Here is a 17954-nt window from a genome sequence, read left to right as displayed (position 1 = left end):
CTGGCCATGGCTCACCCGTCACTGCTGGACCACCGCCGGTTTTCGGCTCGCGCGTCTCCTCCGGTAACGTTCCGCCCGGTGGCGTGTCCGAGCGGCCGAAGGTGCATCACTCGAAATGATGTGTGGGGTCAAACCCACCGTGGGTTCAAATCCCACCGCCACCGCCAGGAGGTCCTGGCGAAATTCAGGACCGTCTAGTGACGAAATCCCGCCCAGGGTTCACTTGGGCGGGATTTCGTGCGTCTGTGGGGGCCTCGCGGGCTGCCCCGAGGGCGACCTATCCGACCCGATACTTCGCCGAAGTGTCGGAAGTGGACCCCTCTGCGAGTCCGCCCGATCCGACCACCGCTGGAAGCACGTCGAGCCTGACAGCGGGGTGCTGTCAGGCTCGAACGGTGGCGCTAGGTACAGACGGGGTCAGGCTGTCGGCCCCCCAGGTGGACCGGTCGCGGCGAGGGGATGCCCGTCGTCGTCCAGCTCGACGAAGCCACGGCTGGCGACGTCCATCGTGGTGAGCGGGTCCCGGGTGTCGCGGGTTCGACGCGCCCAGCTCAGGAGGATGCGCAGGTTGGAGGCGGCGACGGCGATGGCGAGCAGGAGGGTGGTCTTCACCAGGCCGTGCTGGCGGGTCCAGCCGCGCTGGATGCCGCCACCGTCGGCGGTCTTGAGAAGTCCGAAGGAGCGTTCGACGTCGCTGCGGCGGTTGTAGGACAGCTGCCATTCAGGGCTGCCCCAGTACTCGCGCTGGCGGAGCTTGGGTTCGACGGTGGGCTTGAGCGTGATGGTGGTCTGGGCGCAAGCCTTGGGCAGCTCGCCGGCCTCGTTGACCGGCGGGGCGACCTCGGGCACGTCGTCGTAGTCGGCGGAGAGCGGGCAGCCGCCGCACTTGAGCTTGCCGGCGCGGGAGGGGCAGGTGAAGCGCTCGTTGCCGCCCGCGGTGCGTCCGGCTCGCTCGAACCGGTAGACGCGACGCTCGGCGATGAGCCTGTTGAACTCGTCGACCTCGGCGCGGCGCCCAGCGGCATCCAGGCGCTCTTCGCGGGTCGCGTCCTTCTTGTCCTGACCCACGGACAGTCGGTTGGGCTTCGCGATGCGGATGAGGTGGTCGGGGATGGAGGGACAGTGGGCCCACCCGTCCACCATGACGTAGCCGTCCTTGTGGGCTCGTGCGCCGTTGTCGTTCGGGTGGAGGTCGAGGACCTGGTCGATGCCCATCGCTCGGAGCTTGTCTGCCCAGCGTTCGGGGAGCTTGTAGCTGAAGCCTCGGTCGGCCAGGACCTCGACCACCGAAACGCCCTCGTCGCGCATCCGGGCGAGCCCGGAGATGGTCGCGTCGATGCCGTCGCAGTTCGCTGCGACGACGCTGATTCGTTCCATCAAGAGAGGCCGTGGGGCGCCACCGACGGGGGCGACGCCGGTGAACCCGACCATCTGGTAGCCGAAGACCTGGTTGGTCCGGTTGTGGTAGGTCTTCGTGCGGTAGCCCCACCTGGCATCGATGTCGGCGGAGCGTCCGTAGCGGTCCTCGGGTTCGTCCGCGTCCTGGTCCTCCGACCCTGGGGTGTTGGAGTCGCGTCGGGGACGACCTTTTCCGCGTGCGGGCGAGTCGATGGCCGACTCGTCCACGGCGTAGCGCCCGGCGGCGCCGATGTGGAGCGTCGCCGAGGCAAGGAGCTGGTCGATGAGGTGCTGGAGCTTCCCGGAGCGTTCGACCCGCTCACCCAGTGGGAGGTCGGGGCGGCGGGCTTCGGTGTGCTCGTACAGGTCGGTGATGCAGTTCCACAGGTAGCGGACCTGCCGAACCGTCAGCGGTCCGCGAGCGCCGCGAATGCCGAGGCGCCGCTGGTAGTCGGTGGCTAGCTCGCCAACAAGCGTCCTGTGCACGGCGACGAGCGTGAGGTTCTTGTCGCGGGTCGCGGTGGCGACCATGGCGGCGAGGAGGACGTCGCAGGTCAGGGCGCGCTTGCGGCCTTGCGGGGCACCGGCGAGGGCGGCTTCGAGGACGGCATGGACGTCGCTGCGGCGCACGAAGGCCAGGTAGCGCTCGAACTCCCGGTAGCCAATCACGCGGCACCGTCCGCTCCAGCAAGGGCCGAGACGATGCGTTCCACGGCGGCCTCGTCTGCCGGGGGGCAGTAGCTGATGAGCTCGGTGACGGTTCGCGCCGAGGCAAGACCCGCGACCGGGAGGAGGTCGGCGAGGGAGATGGGTGCGCAGAGCTGGGCGACGAGCCAGGTGTTGCGCAGGCGGCTCATCCGCAGCTCGAGCGACGCCGAGCCTGCCGTCTTGGCGCGACTGGTGACGGGGCCTACGACGTTGTTGCGGTCGCGGACCTTGCCGATGACCAGCGCAGAGGGCTTCTTAGTCTTGGCGTGCAGGTCGAGGCCGCGTTGGACCAGGGGCGCGTAGTGGGTGCGGATGGGGACGGTGCGGGCCTTGACGCCGTCTCCGGGCACCCGGACGGTAAGGATGGTCTGCTCGCCGTAGGCGACGACGGTGGTGAAGCACTCGGGCGTGAGGGCGCGCAGGTCGGTGGCGTCGAGGCCGGCGCCGAGCCCGAGGCCGACGATGAGGCACATGTCTCGGGTGAGCGCGACTGTGGGCTGGTGCCAGGCGGCGCGGACGTACCAGTCGCATTCCTCGCGGGTGTACGGGGCAGCGACCTTGTGGTGCTCGAGCCGCGCGGGAGCTGTGGAGGGGTCGATGGCCCGCAGTGCGCGGCGCAGCAGCGACCGGGCAGAGGCCTTGGACCGGTCGGACCAGTGGCACTGGTCGAGCCACTCGTCGAGCAGTCCGGGCGCGTACAGGTCGTCGAGCGTCAACGGCTCGGCTGCGTCACGACCGTGGCGAGCGGCGACGTAGGTGAGCAACAGGGCGACGTAGGAGCAGGCGCTCTGGGCGACGCGCGGGTTGTACGGCGCCGTCGCGAAGACCAGCCCGGCGCCGAGCTCAGCGTTGCGGTTCCAGGCCTGCCGGGTGGCCTTCTGGGGCGTGAACGAAGCGACCCGGGCACGCACCTCGTCGGGGAGGTCAGTACCGGTGGGGAGCACGCGGACAATGCCAGTTCTTGGCGCCCCGGCTTGCTCGGCGCGGACCTTCTGGGCGGCCTTTGCGGCTGCGATGCGGGCGCGCCGCGAGGTGGGCTTGGCCGGTGTGGCTGCCTGCTTGCCCGTCTGCACGGGGGACCCGGGGGTCTGGGTGGAGGACACGTTCGGCTCTCGGTTGGGTGCCTCGGTCAGCGTCCGGATGACATCTGACGGCATCACCGTGCGGGTGTTCTCGATGTGACCATTGGGAACCTGCCGTGTCAGGGCGGGAAGAAGAGGGCGCAGCCACTCCTTGATGGGCGCGGGTGCCTGGGTGCGGCGTGCCTGGAGGAGGTGAGCGGCCGGTATCGGCTGGCTGGCGCCGGCCAGGAAGAAGGCGTCCGGGGCGCCGCGGCGGACTGGGCGCGGGGCAACCGGGTCGAGGTTTCCGGCGGTGCGAGCGAGCTTGTACAGCGTGTCGCGGTGGGTGGCTTTGGTTCGCGGGCTGGAGAAGGTGGTCCGGGTCAGATGGGCGTTGATGGTCTCGACCCGAAGGAGCTCTCGGAGCGTCGGCGCCTGGGCGGCGTCCCAGACGTCGGGGTCGGCGAGGTACCCCGCGAGGTGGGAGAGCAGGAGGCGGGCGTGGGCGATGCTGACTGGCTGCGCGCGACGGACGAGGGACTTGCTGGCAGGGCCGGCGAGTGACCAAGCTGCTTGGTCGAGCCGGGTGGGGGTGAAGTTGCGGATGTAGCCCGCGATAGCGGTCGGGGTGCCGCGGCGTGGGCGGTCGGCGGTCATGGGTGGTCCTCGTGGATGGCAGCTTGCCCGCGCGACACCCGGCCGGAGCGGGGTATCGCGGGTCTGGCGCTGTCCGGCGGAGAGCGCGGCCGCCGTGAGGGCGGGCTGTGGGTGGGAGTTGTGACGGGCGTCAGTTCCAGATGTCGTCGTCCGGGAGGCGCGTGGCTGGTGTCCTGGGCGGAAGGGTCGGTCGTCTCAGCAGCCGTAGAAGGCGGCTGACAGCTGGCCGGCACTGTGTGCCTCGGGGTGGGCTGGCGCCTCGTTGAAGCCCGAGTCGGGGAGGTCGTAGAGGTCGTGCCAGGCTCCGTGCCAGCCGCACTGGCAGTTGTGGCTGACCTCGATGAGGCCGCTCATGCCGGTTGCCGTGGGGCCGACGCGGAGGGTGAGCGACACGTTGTCGTTGATGCTGTGAGCGGTGGGCGCCTGCGTGACGATGCCGGCGATGACGGTGCGGAGGGTGAGGCCGCATTCGGGGCAGGTGGGTCGGATGGCGCTGTTCGGGGTCATGGGTGTCTCCGGTTTCGGTCGGTGGCCCGTCCTTCGTTGGGCCGTGCGCCGTCCTTGGTGCTCGCCGCCGTGAGCGGGTTGATCGGTTTTCCGAACACTGGGCGCCGGCTCGTGGCACCGTGTCCTTGTGGTGAAGAGCTACCCCGATGACGTCGTTGGCTGGCCGGCACCGCGAGGCGGCAAGGACGAGTCCGGGTCCTGGCTCTATGCCCTACCGGACAGGCCTGCCGAGGACTGCGAGGGAAGCGTCGAGGTGTCGGCAGTGGCGAACTACCAGGCGCTCGCCAGCGAGCTCGAGCGGCTGCGGGCAACCAGGGGTTGGTCGTTGCGGGATCTCGCGCGCGAGGCAGGGGTGTCACTCAGCGTTGCCGCCGGCGCCCTGTCCGGGTCGGGCTGGCCCCGCTGGACGACGCTGGAAGCCTGCGCCTCAGCGCTTGGGTACGTACTCTCCGTTGCCGGCAGCAAGGGTGGTGTTGTATCGGCGCTGCTGGAGCTGCTGTACGGCGAGCCCAAGCTCGCTGTTTCACCGATCGCCGCCGAGGTCGTTGTTCGGCCGAACACTCTCTACGACCTACGAAAACTCGGCAGGACTCCGTCATCCTCGACTGTGTTTGCCTTGGTGGCGTCGCTGGCGAGCGAGGTCCAGCTGGTTCCTCAGACGTGACGAGTCCCGCGCCACCTTCGTGGAAGGTCATCGTTGATCAAGGACAACGGCGTGGCCCCGGATTCGTCTGTGTCAGTGACAGCATCCGAACGAAACACTGGAGCAGCGATGGACCTCATGGACCGCTTTGAGCAGGCCACGTCCGGCGGGCCGGCGCATCGACCCCTCGAGGACCGGCTCGTTGCCGGCCGCCGTGCGCAGGCACGACGGCGGATCACCCGCACCGTCAGCGCGGTGGCTGCAACGACTGCTGTCGTAGGCGTCGCATGGGCGCTCCAACCCGGCGCCGATCCGTCCTCCGGCGACGGCATCGTTGCTTCCGACGCGAGCGCGACCCCAGACCCAGTCGTGAATAGCGACCTGAGCGACGGTGTCGTGCCACCCCCGCCCACCGTGCTGTTCGGGTACGACCTGAACACCGCAAGGCTGGAAATCGCCCCCGGCGTCACCGTCGTGCGCCAGGTCGACGACCCGGTTCCGAACGACGCCGTGACCTCGGCCGCTGCGGTGGTGACCTACGAGGGCGAGCGGAAGTGGGTGATGGCCGCCGTCGTGCGAGGCCAGTCCGGATGGGCCTCCGACCTGGTCGCCACATCAGGGCGCTCGTTCGAACAGTGGGTGCGCGAGCTCACCGTGCTCAACACGAGAGGAATGTTCAGCAACGGCCCGTATGAACCCGGCTGGGTGACTCTCGACGCCGCAGGCATGCTCACCGCCAACGACGGCGTGACCATTGTCGAACAATCGAGCCCGGCCCGCATCGACCAGGCACCCGCCAACGCTCCCAGTGCGGCCGGCACCATCGAAGTCGACGGAGCCCGGCTGTGCGTCGTGGCACGCAAGCTCCCCGGCGAGGACGCCGACATCACCTACCTTGCGGAGACCGAGCACCGCGGCTGTGGAGACGCCGTCCCCGGCATCGACTACCCGGGCGCCCCGGACGCCTCATGAAGCGTGCTGAACACGAGGCCTCCTACTCTGCGTTCGTCGTCTCACGACAAGACCACCTCCGGCGCATCGCGTACGCGCTGTGCGGCAGTTGGCACGACGCCGACGACCTCCTGCAGGTCGCATTGACGAAGCTGTACACCGCCTGGCCCCGTGTCGTCGACGGGAATCCCGAGGCGTACGTTCGTAGCATCCTGATGCGCGCCAACATCGACGCCTACCGTCTGCGCGGCCGCCGAGTCCGCACCGCTCGCCTCGACGCAGCCGGCGATCCAGCTGCCGCCACGGGGCTGCCGGTCGATGAACGCGACGCACTCGTCCAAGGCGTTCAGCGACTTCCCGAGATGCAACGCAAGGTCGTCGTCCTCCGCCACTGGCTCGGCCTCGACGTCCACGAGACCGCGCGTGAGCTCGGCATCTCCGAAGGTACCGTGAAGAGCCACTCATCCCGAGGCCTAGCAGCGCTCCGCCGCCTGCTCGAACCTGACTGTGACGAGGGCCGGCCAGCTGGCCCTGCACGCGCCGACCGTGAACGCGCTGGAGTGACTCACCCCTCCTCATGAGGACCGCAGGGTCCACAGGTCCGACCCGGGCCCATCACAAGCACGTCGTTCTGCCGGTAGCCCATTGGCCTTGCAGAAGTGTTGGTCACGGCGGCGAAATCGTGCTGGGCGGGGTCCAACGAGCACGCCTCGGGATCACTTTGACCTGCCGTTTCCTCTTTTCGTCACCACCTCGCCAGCCAACCGATCGGGCCGGTCCTCTGCGGACCGGCCCGATCGTCGTTCCCGGGCCGCGCGGGGCGTCGTACGCTCCTCGCGTGGACGAGGACAACCCCGCGCTCCGCGCGCTGGCCGCATCGGGGATCGCGCACGAGGTCACCCGGCACGGACGGGTGGGCTCGCTCGCCGAGGCGGCAGCCGCGCGCGGGGTGGAGCCGTCCGCGGTCGTGAAGACGATGGTCGTACGCCGCGGCGAGGGCGACCACCTCTTCGTGCTCGTGCCCGGTGACCGGGAGATCTCCTGGCCCAAGCTGCGCGGGCTCCTCGGCGTGAACCGGATCTCGATGCCCGCGGCCGAGGCCGCCCGGGAGGTGACCGGCTACGAGCGCGGCACCATCACCCCGTTCGGCTCGCGGACCACGCTGCCCGTGGTCGCCGACGAGCGCATCGTCGGGCGGGCGATCTCCCTCGGAGCCGGTGCGCACGGGGTCGCGGCGACCGTCTCCGCCGACGACGTCATCGCCCACCTCGGCGCGCAGGTCGCCGACGTCACCGACCCCGCCTGATCAAGCTTCGTCCATCTTGAAGCCTGCTGACGGGATTGGGCAGAATCGCCCCATGGGACGTGGGCCGGACCGCCGCTTCAGGGCCTCGGGTGCTGCTCTGGTCGGTCGCTACACCTACCGGCCCGACAGCGACGAGTGGTGGTGGTCGGACACGATGTTCGAGATCCACGGGTTCGAGCCGGGGACCGTCGTCCCCACGACCGAGCTCGTGATGCGGCACGTGCACCCCGAGGACGTCCCGGCGGCGTGGGAGTCGCGGGAGGCGCTGCTCCTGCGGAGCGAACCCTTCTCCTTCCTGCACCGCATCCGCACCGCGCGGAACGCCGTCCGCGTGGTCCTCGCCGCCGGACACCTCGAGGACGACGACGGCACGCGGGTCGTGCACGGGCACCTCGTCGACATCACGGACGTGCGGCAGGACGCCGTGGACACCGAGGTGGACACGGCGGTCGTGGACTTCGTCGAGCACCGCGCCGCGATCGAGCAGGCCAAGGGCGTGCTCGTGCAGCTCTACAGCGTCGACGCCGACACCGCGTGGGCGTTGCTGCGGGCCTTCTCGGCCGACACCAACCGCAAGGTGCGTGACATCGCGCAGGTCCTGCTGGAGGCGGCGACCAGCGACCGCACCCCCACCAAGGTCGGCCCGGTGTCGGCCCACCAGATGCTCGCGCGGCTCTACGAGGTCCCCGACCGCGATTCCGTGACCGGCTGACGACGCCGGAGAACCGGCGACGACTGCTTCACCGTTCTGTGGGTGTGGCGTGTACTTCGGTTGTACCGTGGGCGCGTGCCCACCGTGCTGATCGTCGAGGACGAGCCCGACCTCGCACAGGTGATGGAGCTCGCGCTCGGCCGGGCCGGCTTCGACGTCCTCGCCGTCGACACCGGCAGTGAGGCCCGCGCGGTCATCGGGAGCCGCCAGATCGACGTGGTGGTGATGGACCGCGGCCTGCCCGACATGGACGGCCTGGAGGCCACCGCCTTCCTCCGCGCGGCCGGCTTCCTCGGCGCCGTCCTGGTGACCTCCGGCCACGCCGGGACCGACCACGTCGCCGCCAGCCTGGGCGCGGGTGCCGATGACGTGCTGGGCAAGCCGTTCACCCTCGCCGAGCTCGTCGAACGCGTCCGCGGGTCGGTCCGGCCGGCCACGGTCGCCGAGGCGGGCTGAGGCAGAAAACTCCGTGGCCGAACCGCGTCATGGGTCGCGGCACGTCCCGTCTCACCAGCGGTAGGGCCAGGCGGTCGCGTTCCGTCGGGCTCGTCCACCGCCCCCGTACGTCGTCCTCCCGCCGGCGTCCGGTCCCCCCAGTGGCGGTGGGGCCACGCACCACCGACGCGGCTACGGCACGGCCCTCGCAGGGGCCGTGCCGTTGGTCCGTCCGGCCTCTTGGAGGGGTGGTCCGACACTTGGAGGGGGTTGTACGGGCCTCCAGGTGACGGACTCCCCGCTCGAGCGGGGAGTCCGCAGAGGAACCACGTTCCCGACTGTATTTGCACTGAGTGCAACAATGAGCGGGTGACCACGACCCCACCGGCCGACGGCCGCAGCGCGCTGCGCGAGGAGCGGCGTCGCGCCATCCTCGACGCCGCCCGGGCGCTGGCCACCGAGCACGGGGCCGACGGGTTCACCGTCGAGCAGGTCGCCGCCCGGGCAGGGGTGTCGCGGCGGACCGTCTTCAACCACGTCGCCGGCCTCGACCAGCTGCTGGTGGCGGTGTGCGAGCAGATCCTCGCCGAGGCGACGGCCGAGCTCCTCGCCGACATCGACCGCCGTACGACCGAGCTCCCCGCGGGCGAGGCCGGCGGCCGGGCGGCGCTCGACGCCGTGGCCGAGGCCACCCGGGGCGTCGACCTGCCCACCGCGATCGCGACGATCCACCGCGTCCTCGGTGCGCCCGAGATGGGCGACGAGCGCGCCCAGGGGATCTCCCGGACCGCCTTCGAGCACGTCGGCGGCCGACTGCGCCAGCAGCTCGTACGCCGCGCGCCCGGCCTCGACCCGGTCGACCTCGAGATCGGCCTGGCGCTGCTCTTCAGCGGCATCGTGACGATCGCCGGCCTGTGGCTCGAGCAGCACCCCGACCTGGCCCCCGACGTGCCGTCCGACGCGCGCACCGACTGGGACGCACTGCTCGACCGCGTGCTCCAGCGGCTCCGCATCGGCCACGACGGCTGACCCACCCGACTCCCTCCTTCCCTGCACCGCAACCGAAAGGCCCGCCGCCACCATGGCTGAGCTCCTCTACCGCATCGGTCGCTTCGCGGCCCGCCGCCACTGGGCCGTCATCGGCGCCTGGCTGGCGGTCCTGGCCGTCACGGCGGTGACGTACGTGTCCTTCGCCGGCGCGCTGTCGTCCAACATCACGCTGCCCGACACCCCGACGACCCGGGTCTCCCAGCAGCTCGAGCGCGACTTCGAGGGCGCCGGGGGCGGCAACGGCTCGATCGTCGCCCAGACCACCGACGGCACCGCCTTCACCGACGCGCAGCAACGCGAGATGGTCGCCCTGTTCGACCGGCTCGCGGAGGTCGACTCCGTCGCGGAGGTGTCCGACCCGTTCGCCACCCAGGACCAGCTGGACTCGTCGGCGAAGCGGGTCGCCGAGGGCCGTGAGCAGCTCGACGACGGGCTCGCCCAGCTCCGCGAGGGTCAGGCGCAGATCGACGCCGGCCGTCAGCTGCTCGACCAGCAGCGCGCCCAGGCGCGCGAGGACGGCACGCTCGCCGCCATCCGCCCGCAGCTCGAGGCTGCAGAGCAGCAGCTCGACGACGGCCAGGCCGAGATCGACCGGCAGCAGGCCAAGGTCGACGAGCAGGCGCCGCAGCTCCAGCAGGGCGCCACCCTGTCGCGGCTGTCGGCGCCCTTCCGCACGGTGTCCGAGGACGGCAGCGCCGCGGTCGCCAACGTCACCTTCGACGTCTCGACCAACGAGGTCACCACCGAGGTGAAGACCGAGATCGAGGAGCTCGTCGCCGACGCGGGCATCGACGGGGTCGACCTCTACCCCTCGCAGGACATCGCGCAGACCGTCCCGTCCATCCTCGGCCCGGGTGAGATCGCCGGCGTCGTCATCGCCGCGGTCGTCCTGTTCGTGATGCTCGGGACCGTGATCGGCGCCGCCCTGCCGCTCGTCACGGCGCTGCTCGGGGTCGGGGTCGCGTCGCTGGCCTCGCTGTCGTTCTCGGGCGTCGTCGACTTCGTCTCCGTGACCCCGGTGCTGGGCGTGATGCTCGGCCTGGCGGTCGGCATCGACTACTCGCTCTTCATCATCAACCGCCACCGCCGCCAGCTCATGCAGGGAGCCGACCTCCACGAGTCGATCGGGCTGGCCAACGGCACCTCGGGCAACGCGGTCGTCTTCGCCGGCGTCACCGTCATCGTCGCGCTGCTCGCCCTCAACGTCACCGGCGTCGGGTTCCTCGGCCTGATGGGCACCGTCGGCGCCGTCGCCGTCCTGGTCGCCATCCTGATGGCCGTCACCCTCACCCCCGCGATCCTCTCCCTCGTGGGCATGCGCGTGCTGCGCCGCCGCGAGCGGACGCGGCTGGACGCCGGCGAGCGCACCCACGACGAGCAGATCACCGACCGCGACCGGCCGATGAGCAACAGGCGCGCCTGGACGGTCCTCGGGCTGGGTGTCGTCGGCCTGCTCGTCGTGGCCGCACCCGCGACCCAGATGCGGCTCGGCCTGCCCGACGGCTCCACCCAGCCGCCGGAGTCCGCCGCGTTCAAGGCGTACGACGTCCAGGCGGAGAGGTTCGGTGACGGGTCCAACGGCCCGCTGCTGGTCGTCGCCGACCTGCCCGGGGCCATCGCCGAGGACGACGTCGTCGCCGAGCAGGCAGCCGTGGGCGAGCAGCTCGGCCAGGTCTGGAACGTCGAGGCGGTCGTGCCGATCGGCGCGTCGCAGGACCGGTCCGCCCTGGCCTTCCAGGTCGTCCCGAAGGGGTCGCCGTCGAGCGAGTCGACCGCGGAGCTGGTCCAGAACCTCCGGACGCTCACCCCGACCACCGCCTCCGGGGGCGAGGCCACCCTCGGCGTGGCCGGCAACGCCAGCGCCGGGATCGACATCTCCGACAAGCTCGCCGACGTGCTGCCGACCTACCTGTTCCTGGTCGTCGGGCTGTCCCTGGTGATCCTGGTGCTGGTGTTCCGCTCGATCCTGGTGCCGCTCACCGCGACCCTCGGGTTCGTGCTGTCGCTGCTCGCTGCGTTCGGCGGCATCACCGCGATCTTCCAGATCGGCTTCCTGTCCGACCTGTTCGGCGTCCACGCGCCCGGACCGGTGCTGAGCTTCCTGCCGATCATCGCGACCGGCATCCTCTTCGGCCTGGCGATGGACTACCAGCTGTTCCTGGTCTCCGGGATGCGCGAGGCCTACGCCCACGGCGCGCCGGCGCGGGTCGCCGTGCAGCACGGCCTGCTCGCCGGGCGCTCGGTCGTCACCGCCGCCGCGATCATCATGATCTCGGTGTTCGCCGGCTTCATCTTCAGCCACGACGCGACCATCAAGCCGATCGGCTTCGGCCTGGCCTTCGGCGTGCTGCTGGACGCGTTCGTCGTCCGGATGCTGCTGATCCCGGCCGCGATGCACCTGCTCGGCGAGTCGGCCTGGTGGCTGCCGCGGTGGCTCGACCGGATCCTGCCCGACGTCGACGTCGAGGGTGCCAAGCTCGAGCGCAGCCACCCGGTGCACTGACCCTGCTGACGCGGACGTCATGGGAACCGCCGGTCCGAACCGGAGGTTCCCATGACGTCGTGGCCGTGCACCACAATGGTCTCGTGACCGAACCCCGCGCCGTCCACACCTGGCTCACCGACATGGACGGCGTCCTCGTGCGCGAGGAGGACCCGATCCCCGGCGCCAAGGAGTTCATCGCCGCGCTGCGTGAGCAGGGCGTGCCCTTCCTGGTCCTCACCAACAACTCGATCTTCACCCCGCGGGACCTGCGGGTGCGGCTGCTGCGCAGCAGCGGCATCGACGTACCCGAGCAGTCGATCTGGACGTCGGCGCTCGCGACCGCGCAGTTCCTCGACGACCAGCGCCCGGGCGGGTCGGCGTACGTCGTGGGCGAGACGGGGCTGACCGCGGCGGTCCACGACATCGGCTACGTGATGACCGACCAGGACCCCGACTACGTCGTGCTCGGCGAGACGCGCACCTACTCGTTCGAGGCGATCACGCGCGCGATCCGGCTGATCAACGACGGCGCTCGGTTCATCGCGACCAACCCCGACCCCAGCGGGCCCAGCGCCCAGGGCATGCTCCCGGCGACGGGGTCGGTCGCGGCGCTCATCAGCACGGCGACGGGACGCCAGCCCTACTTCATCGGCAAGCCCAACCCGCTGATGATGCGCAGCGCGCTCAACCGCATCGACGCCCACTCCGAGACCACCGTGATGATCGGTGACCGGATGGACACCGACATCATCAGCGGCCTGGAGGCGGGCATGCGCACCGTGCTCGTGGCGACCGGCGCCACCGAGCGCCACCAGGTGCAGGACTTCCCCTACCGCCCCACGCTGGTCGTGGACTCGATCGCCGACGTGGTGCCCTACGTCGCGCAGCGGTGCCTGCCCGAGGACACGACGCCCTGATCCGCCAGGTCAGCCCGGTCATCCCGCTTGGCCGTACGGCGTCAGCAGCTGGTCGACCGGCGCGAAGTCGTCGGTGAGGAGCGGGGCGTCGTCGACCCAGGCGGCCAGCTCGGCACCGGCCAGCACCCCCCAGTCGAGCTCCCGCTCCTCGAACCCGGCCGCCACGGCCTCGAGGTCGAGCGGCTCGCGGGAGGCGACCACCACGAGGTTGCCACCGTCCTCCCCGGCGAGCACGTCGGGTGCGGCGAGCAGCGCGACCTCGTCGAACACCTCGCTGGTCGTGCGCACGTAGGCGCGGGCGAAGGCGAGCGGACCGTGGTCGATGACGTTGGCGACGTGGACGCCGCCCTCGCCCAGGCCCGCCTCGAGGCCCTCGATCGCCTCGCGGGTCGCGAGGTGCCACGGCACGCTGACGCCGCCGAAGGCGTCCCCGACGACGAGGTCGAGGCTGTCGGGGGCGAGGTCGTCGATGGCGAGGCGGCCGTCCTCGACGGCGACGTCGACGCCGTCGGGCAGCTCGCCCCCCAGCAGCCGGACGTCGGCCTCGACGACGCCGGCGTCGATCTCCGAGACCCGGCTGCTCGTGCCGGGCCGGGTGGCCGCGAGCCAGCGCGGCAGCGTCAGCCCGCCCGCACCGAGGTGGTACGCCGCCAGCGGCTCGCCGGCGGGGAAGGCCGCGTCGACCACCGACGCCATCGCCCGGACGTACGCGAAGTCGAGGTAGGTGGGGTCCGCGAGGTCGACGTAGGAGTGGCGCAGCCCGTCGAGCACCAGCACCCGACCGTCGGGCCGGTCGGGGTCGGCCGTGACGGCGAGGCAGTGGTAGGTCGTCTCGACGTCGCAGCCGCTCGGCGCCGCCGCGGCTCCCAGTCCGGCCAGCGCCACCACCACGCCCAGCACCGCGTCGCTGCGCCCGCGGCGTCCGGCCACCTGCACCACGACCGAGGTCACCAGGAGCACGACGCCGAGGCCGACCAGGATGCCGCTGACCGGCACCCGCGAGACGAGCACGAAGCCGGTGACGACGGTCCCGACGATGGCCCCCACCGTGCCCAGGCCCGAGAGGTGGCCCACGACCGTGCCGGTCTCAGCGAGGCTGGTGAGGCGGAGCTTGATCACCACCGGGCTGACCGCCGACAGCAGGACGCCCGGGACGAGGATCGACAGCGTGGCCGCGAGGAGCAGCAGCCCGGGGTCACCCGCGGCCGCGGCCCCGCGGACCACGGCGGGCGTCAGGGCGACGGCCGCGCCGGAGATGCCGAGCAGCGGCCCCAGCAGGGGGCGCGGGGCGACGCGGTCGGCGCTCCAGCCGCCCGCCCACGTGCCCGCGGCGATGGCGGTGAGCGCCAGCCCGATCACGAGGGTGTTGGTCTCGAGCGTCAGCCCGTAGTGCGGCGCGAGCAGCCGCAGCGCCACCAGCTCGACGACCAGCACCGCCGCCGAGGAGCCGAACACCAGCGCTGCCGCGGCCCAGGGGGACAGGTCGTGCCCGTGCGCCGCCTCGTCTGCCATGCCGACGATCCTGTCAGCCACCTCCACGCGCCGACGGTGCCGGCCGCTCACCCGCCCGAGCGACGCCTGGGCCGGGGCGTCGCCGGCGCCCGCACCCGGGCAAGGGGTCCTTCGGCCCTGCCGCACGGCTCCCCGTCGCGCGACCATCGGAGGAGGTGAGGGAGGTGGCGCCATGAGACGCATGATCGTCGTGGTGGTCGCCGCGCTGGCGCTCGTGGCCCTGGGTGCGTCCGGGGCGGTCCTGGCCCAACAGGACGACCATCCTCGATGGGGCCACAGTGGCATGGCCGGAGGGATGGCCGGAGGGATGGCCGGAGGGATCGGCGGAGGAATGGGCGGCCCCATGGGCGGCGTCCGGGCGGCGGACGAGGCGGCCTGGCTGCGCGAGATGATCGCCCACCACCAGGAGGCCGTGGCCGCGGCGGGTGAGCTCAGCCGGTCGGAGGAGCCTGCGATGCGGGCCTTCGGGCGGCGGATCGTGGCTGACCAGTCCGCCCAGATCCGCCTCATGGAGGGGTGGCTGGAGCGCTGGTACGCCGGCGAGCCGGCGGAGTCGACCTACGAGCCGATGATGCGGGACCTCACGGACCTCACCGGCGAGGAGCTCGACCAGGCCTTCCTCGAGGACATGATCGGCCACCACATGGCCGCAGTGATGATGTCGCAGCAGCTGCTGGTGCGTGGCCTCGAGGAGCATGAAGAGGTCGCCGACCTGGCCCGCACGATCCGGACCGACCAGATGCGCGAGATCCGGTGGATGCGGGCACGGTCGGGCGCGGGCGCGTGGCCGGGCTGCCCGGCCGGGCTCAGGTGAGCGGTCGCGGGTCGAGCAGGTGACCGCGGCGCCAGGCGCGGTGCAGCACGACGGCGGCCAGCACGGCTCCGGCGGTGCCGAGGGACAGGTCGCCCAGCGTGTCGGCGTAGGCGAACTCGCGCTCGGTCGAGCGGCTGATGAAGGCGAAGTACTCCCCGACCTCCCACGCGATCGCGGCGGTGGCCCCGAAGGCGAGGGCGCGCTCGAGGACGCGCCCGAACCCCACCTCGCGGGGCAGGGTGAGCAGGACGAACGCCGCGGCGAGCAGTCCGGTGTTCATGACGTGCATCCAGTCGTCGAACCACACGACCGTGTCGTAGAGGTCCATCCGGTTGCCGAGGATGTCGGTGAAGCAGGTGATCGTGATGAGCAGGTCGGGCAGCCAGGGGAACGAGATGCGGTCGCGCCACAGCGCCCACCACAGGACCGGCACGGTGAAGGCCATCAGCGGGTAGCCGATGGCGCGCATGCCGGCGGCCTTGTCGCGCAGGTTGGCCTGGTCGGGGTGCAGGACCGCGAAGAGCAGGAGCAGCAGCAGGGCTGCCTTGGCGAGGACGTTGGCCGTCTTGGCCAGCGTCGGCGTCAACGGGTGCTCGATCGTTGTCGTTGCCGCCTCGGTCACCCGGTCCCCCATCATCGAGCGCCACGACGATCGGGCGTCCGGCCCCAGTGTGTCAGCACCCTCCGGTGCGCTCACCACGTGGCTGCGTGGCACTCCTGCGCGGGCAGCGCCTCCACCTGCAACGTCGCGTGCTCGATGCCTTCGCCTTCGCGCAGCACGGCGCCATCACTCAGCCCATCGTCGTCGGTCCGTATCGACCGACGGCGATGCCGGGTCAAACCCGGCGCCCGCCGCGGTTGGCCGATGCCGGAGGATGGGACCGACCCGACCTGCCCCGAGGAGACCGCCCCGCATGAGCACCCCTCTCACCGTCGACGCGCCCACCACCGTGGGCGAGCCGCAGGAGCGACCGCTCGCGATCGGGCTGCTGGTCGGTGGCCTGGTCGGCCTCGTCGCCTCGGCGGTCCTGCTCATCGAGCGCGTCCGCCTCGCCGAGGACAGCGACTACGTGCCGACGTGCAGCATCAACCCGGTCCTCAGCTGCGGCAACGTAATGGAGTCCGCGCAGGCCGCCCTCCTGGGCTTCCCCAACCCGATCATCGGCGTGGCGGCCTTCCCGGTGGTCATCGCGACCGGTGCCGCGCTGCTCGCCGGGGGCCGGTTGGCGCCGTGGTACTGGCGCGGCCTGCAGGCCGGTGTCACGGTGGCCTTCGCGTTCGTGTGCTGGCTCGCCTTCCAGAGTCTCTACCGCATCGGCGCCCTGTGCCCCTACTGCATGGTCGTGTGGGCGGTGGTGATCCCGCTGTTCTGGTACGTCACCGCGCGCAACGTCGCCGCGGGGGCGCTCGGCGCTGCCCCGGACGGTCGACTCGCGGACGGCCTGCGCGACTGGCGGGGGCCGCTGGTGTTCGGCACCTTCCTCGTGGTCGTGCTGCTCATCCTCGAGCGCTTCTGGTCCTACTGGTCCTCGCTCCTCTGAGGACCGGGCGTGCCTGGATCCACGGTTCCGGGGCCATCTCCGCCGCACGTGCGGTCGGCGCGTGGACGAGCCGCGGTCAGCCCTGGTCGTCACCAGCGCCGCGGCAGCCGCCTTCTCCCACCGGTCCCGGGTGCGCGGGCAGTCCCGGTAACGGGCCGACAGTGACGCTCCCGCCCCCACTGGTGGGGGCGGGAGTGCACATACGGACCCGTTACCGGGACGAAGGCGGGGCTGGGGGGCTCAGACCACGCGGGTCTTCGGCATTCCCTCTGCGGTCTTCGCCGGGTCGCGTACGACGACGGAGCCGAGCGCGTCGTCGATGCGGGACATCACGTCTGCGTCGAGCTTCACGCCGGCGGCCTTGACGTTGTCGGCGACCTGCTCGGGGCGGGAGGCGCCGACGAGGGCGGCCGCGACGTTGTCGTTCTGCAGCACCCAGGCAATGGCGAGCTGGGCCATGGTCAGGCCGCAGTCCTTCGCGACGGGCTCGAGGTCCTGCACCGCGGTCAGCACCTCGTCACGCATGAAGCGCGAGATCATGTCGGCGCCGCCCTTGGTGTCGGTCGCGCGCGAGCCGGCCGGCGGCTCGGCGCCGGGCTTGTACTTGCCGGTGAGCACGCCCTGGGCGATGGGGCTCCACACGATCTGCGAGACGCCGAGCTCACGCGAGGTCGGCACGACCTCGTCCTCGATGACGCGCCAGAGCATGGAGTACTGCGGCTGGCTCGAGATCAGCTGGAAGCCGAGCCCCTTCGAGAGCTCCACGCCGGCGCGGATCTGGTCGGCGGTCCACTCGCTGACGCCGATGTAGAGAGCCTTGCCCTGCCGGACGATGTCGGCGAAGGCCTGCATCGTCTCCTCGAGCGGGGTCTCCACGTCGTAGCGGTGCGCCTGGTAGAGGTCGACGTAACCGGTCTGGAGGCGCTGCAGCGATCCGTCGATCGACTCCATGACGTGCTTGCGCGACAGGCCGGTGTCGTTCTTGCCCTTCGGGCCGGTCGGCCAGTAGACCTTCGTGAAGATCTCGAGCGACTCCCGGCGCTCACCCTTCAGGGCCTCACCGAGGACGGTCTCCGCCGCGGTGTTGGCGTAGACGTCCGCGGTGTCGAAGGTCGAGATGCCCTCGTCGAGCGCGGCACGCACGCACTGCGTGGCGACGTCGTTCTCGACCTGGGAGCCGTGGGTGAGCCAGTTGCCGTAGGTGATCTCGGAGATCTTCAGTCCGCTGTTGCCGAGGTATCGGAATTCCATTTCTCC

At 71.2% G+C, this 17954-nt stretch carries 17 protein-coding genes and 1 tRNA gene; 12 read left to right on the top strand and 6 right to left on the bottom strand.

Features of this window, described 5'->3' with window-relative positions; translation table 11 throughout:
• Positions 1–77 precede the first annotated feature (77 nt).
• Positions 78–167 (top strand) — tRNA-Ser (locus tag Q1B24_RS15615).
• A gap of 250 nt (positions 168–417) precedes the next feature.
• Here the strand turns inward: Q1B24_RS15615 and Q1B24_RS15610 are convergent.
• The 3 genes from Q1B24_RS15610 to Q1B24_RS15600 form a co-directional block, all read right to left on the bottom strand.
• Positions 418–2067: a hypothetical protein gene (locus Q1B24_RS15610; protein ID WP_299930644.1), complete on the bottom strand. Its 1650-nt coding sequence runs from the start codon at positions 2065–2067 to the stop codon at positions 418–420.
• A complete protein-coding gene (locus Q1B24_RS15605; protein WP_224279634.1) occupies positions 2064–3824 on the bottom strand; it encodes a hypothetical protein in 1761 nt (586 codons plus the stop codon). Before Q1B24_RS15605 ends, Q1B24_RS15610 begins: the two co-directional genes overlap by 4 nt.
• Before the next feature lie 195 nt (positions 3825–4019).
• The gene (locus Q1B24_RS15600; protein WP_224279636.1) at positions 4020–4331 is read right to left on the bottom strand and encodes a hypothetical protein; all 312 of its coding nucleotides are present in this window, start codon (positions 4329–4331) and stop codon (positions 4020–4022) included.
• A 127-nt stretch (positions 4332–4458) separates the two neighbouring features.
• On the opposite strand from Q1B24_RS15600, the gene Q1B24_RS15595 reads away from it, so the two are divergent.
• From Q1B24_RS15595 to Q1B24_RS15555, 9 genes are all read left to right on the top strand, one after another.
• Positions 4459–4995, top strand: a complete 537-nt coding sequence (locus Q1B24_RS15595) for a helix-turn-helix transcriptional regulator (RefSeq protein ID WP_224279638.1) — start codon at positions 4459–4461, stop codon at positions 4993–4995.
• Between the two features lie 108 nt (positions 4996–5103).
• Positions 5104–5946 (top strand): hypothetical protein, encoded by an 843-nt coding sequence (locus Q1B24_RS15590; RefSeq protein WP_299930629.1) that lies wholly within the window; start codon positions 5104–5106, stop codon positions 5944–5946.
• Positions 5943–6506: a SigE family RNA polymerase sigma factor gene (locus Q1B24_RS15585; RefSeq protein WP_299930626.1), complete on the top strand. Its 564-nt coding sequence runs from the start codon at positions 5943–5945 to the stop codon at positions 6504–6506. The genes Q1B24_RS15590 and Q1B24_RS15585 overlap by 4 nt, the downstream gene beginning before the upstream one ends.
• Positions 6507–6763: 257 nt before the next feature.
• Positions 6764–7231 carry a YbaK/EbsC family protein gene (locus Q1B24_RS15580; RefSeq protein WP_299930624.1) on the top strand — a complete coding sequence of 156 codons (468 nt, stop codon included), beginning with the start codon at positions 6764–6766 and terminating at the stop codon, positions 7229–7231.
• Between the two features lie 52 nt (positions 7232–7283).
• Complete coding sequence (locus Q1B24_RS15575; protein WP_299930621.1) at positions 7284–7943, top strand: PAS and ANTAR domain-containing protein; 660 nt, start codon at positions 7284–7286, stop codon at positions 7941–7943.
• Positions 7944–8018: 75 nt separating this feature from the next.
• Positions 8019–8399 (top strand): response regulator transcription factor, encoded by a 381-nt coding sequence (locus Q1B24_RS15570; RefSeq protein WP_299930618.1) that lies wholly within the window; start codon positions 8019–8021, stop codon positions 8397–8399.
• A 348-nt stretch (positions 8400–8747) separates the two neighbouring features.
• A complete protein-coding gene (locus Q1B24_RS15565; protein ID WP_299930615.1) occupies positions 8748–9407 on the top strand; it encodes a TetR/AcrR family transcriptional regulator in 660 nt (219 codons plus the stop codon).
• A 52-nt stretch (positions 9408–9459) separates the two neighbouring features.
• On the top strand, positions 9460–11931 hold the full coding sequence (locus tag Q1B24_RS15560; protein ID WP_299930612.1) for an MMPL family transporter: 2472 nt from the start codon (positions 9460–9462) through the stop codon (positions 11929–11931).
• A gap of 122 nt (positions 11932–12053) precedes the next feature.
• Complete coding sequence (locus Q1B24_RS15555; RefSeq protein WP_299930839.1) at positions 12054–12830, top strand: HAD-IIA family hydrolase; 777 nt, start codon at positions 12054–12056, stop codon at positions 12828–12830.
• 18 nt (positions 12831–12848) lie between these two features.
• Here Q1B24_RS15555 and Q1B24_RS15550 read toward each other — a convergent pair whose 3' ends face one another.
• Positions 12849–14342 carry a fused MFS/spermidine synthase gene (locus Q1B24_RS15550; protein WP_299930609.1) on the bottom strand — a complete coding sequence of 498 codons (1494 nt, stop codon included), beginning with the start codon at positions 14340–14342 and terminating at the stop codon, positions 12849–12851.
• 172 nt (positions 14343–14514) lie between these two features.
• On the opposite strand from Q1B24_RS15550, the gene Q1B24_RS15545 reads away from it, so the two are divergent.
• A complete protein-coding gene (locus Q1B24_RS15545; protein WP_299930606.1) occupies positions 14515–15156 on the top strand; it encodes a DUF305 domain-containing protein in 642 nt (213 codons plus the stop codon).
• Here the strand turns inward: Q1B24_RS15545 and Q1B24_RS15540 are convergent.
• Positions 15149–15778, bottom strand: a complete 630-nt coding sequence (locus Q1B24_RS15540; RefSeq protein WP_299930603.1) for a hypothetical protein — start codon at positions 15776–15778, stop codon at positions 15149–15151. The two genes, Q1B24_RS15545 and Q1B24_RS15540, sit on opposite strands and share 8 nt — an antisense overlap.
• A gap of 292 nt (positions 15779–16070) precedes the next feature.
• Here Q1B24_RS15540 and Q1B24_RS15535 point away from each other — a divergent pair, with 292 nt between their 5' ends.
• The gene (locus Q1B24_RS15535) at positions 16071–16697 is read left to right on the top strand and encodes a vitamin K epoxide reductase family protein (protein ID WP_299930600.1); all 627 of its coding nucleotides are present in this window, start codon (positions 16071–16073) and stop codon (positions 16695–16697) included.
• A 240-nt stretch (positions 16698–16937) separates the two neighbouring features.
• Here the strand turns inward: Q1B24_RS15535 and Q1B24_RS15530 are convergent, their stop codons facing one another.
• Complete coding sequence (locus Q1B24_RS15530) at positions 16938–17948, bottom strand: aldo/keto reductase family protein (RefSeq protein WP_299930597.1); 1011 nt, start codon at positions 17946–17948, stop codon at positions 16938–16940.
• Between the last annotated feature and the right edge of the window lie 6 nt (positions 17949–17954).

This window comes from uncultured Nocardioides sp., assembly GCF_947488025.1.
GTDB lineage: Bacteria > Actinomycetota > Actinomycetes > Propionibacteriales > Nocardioidaceae > Nocardioides.
The sequence above is the reverse complement of the archived record's forward strand: the minus strand, read 5'-3'. Positions and strand labels throughout refer to the sequence as shown.

Coding starts and splice junctions, on each gene's coding strand:
- Q1B24_RS15605 (WP_224279634.1), bottom strand. CDS start 3,824: ATGACCGCCGACCGCCCACGCCGCGGCACCCCGACCGCTATCGCGGGC.
- Q1B24_RS15600 (WP_224279636.1), bottom strand. CDS start 4,331: ATGACCCCGAACAGCGCCATCCGACCCACCTGCCCCGAATGCGGCCTC.
- Q1B24_RS15590 (WP_299930629.1), top strand. CDS start 5,104: ATGGACCTCATGGACCGCTTTGAGCAGGCCACGTCCGGCGGGCCGGCG.
- Q1B24_RS15585 (WP_299930626.1), top strand. CDS start 5,943: ATGAAGCGTGCTGAACACGAGGCCTCCTACTCTGCGTTCGTCGTCTCA.
- Q1B24_RS15575 (WP_299930621.1), top strand. CDS start 7,284: ATGGGACGTGGGCCGGACCGCCGCTTCAGGGCCTCGGGTGCTGCTCTG.
- Q1B24_RS15560 (WP_299930612.1), top strand. CDS start 9,460: ATGGCTGAGCTCCTCTACCGCATCGGTCGCTTCGCGGCCCGCCGCCAC.
- Q1B24_RS15555 (WP_299930839.1), top strand. CDS start 12,054: ATGGACGGCGTCCTCGTGCGCGAGGAGGACCCGATCCCCGGCGCCAAG.
- Q1B24_RS15550 (WP_299930609.1), bottom strand. CDS start 14,342: ATGGCAGACGAGGCGGCGCACGGGCACGACCTGTCCCCCTGGGCCGCG.
- Q1B24_RS15545 (WP_299930606.1), top strand. CDS start 14,515: ATGAGACGCATGATCGTCGTGGTGGTCGCCGCGCTGGCGCTCGTGGCC.
- Q1B24_RS15535 (WP_299930600.1), top strand. CDS start 16,071: ATGAGCACCCCTCTCACCGTCGACGCGCCCACCACCGTGGGCGAGCCG.
- Q1B24_RS15530 (WP_299930597.1), bottom strand. CDS start 17,948: ATGGAATTCCGATACCTCGGCAACAGCGGACTGAAGATCTCCGAGATC.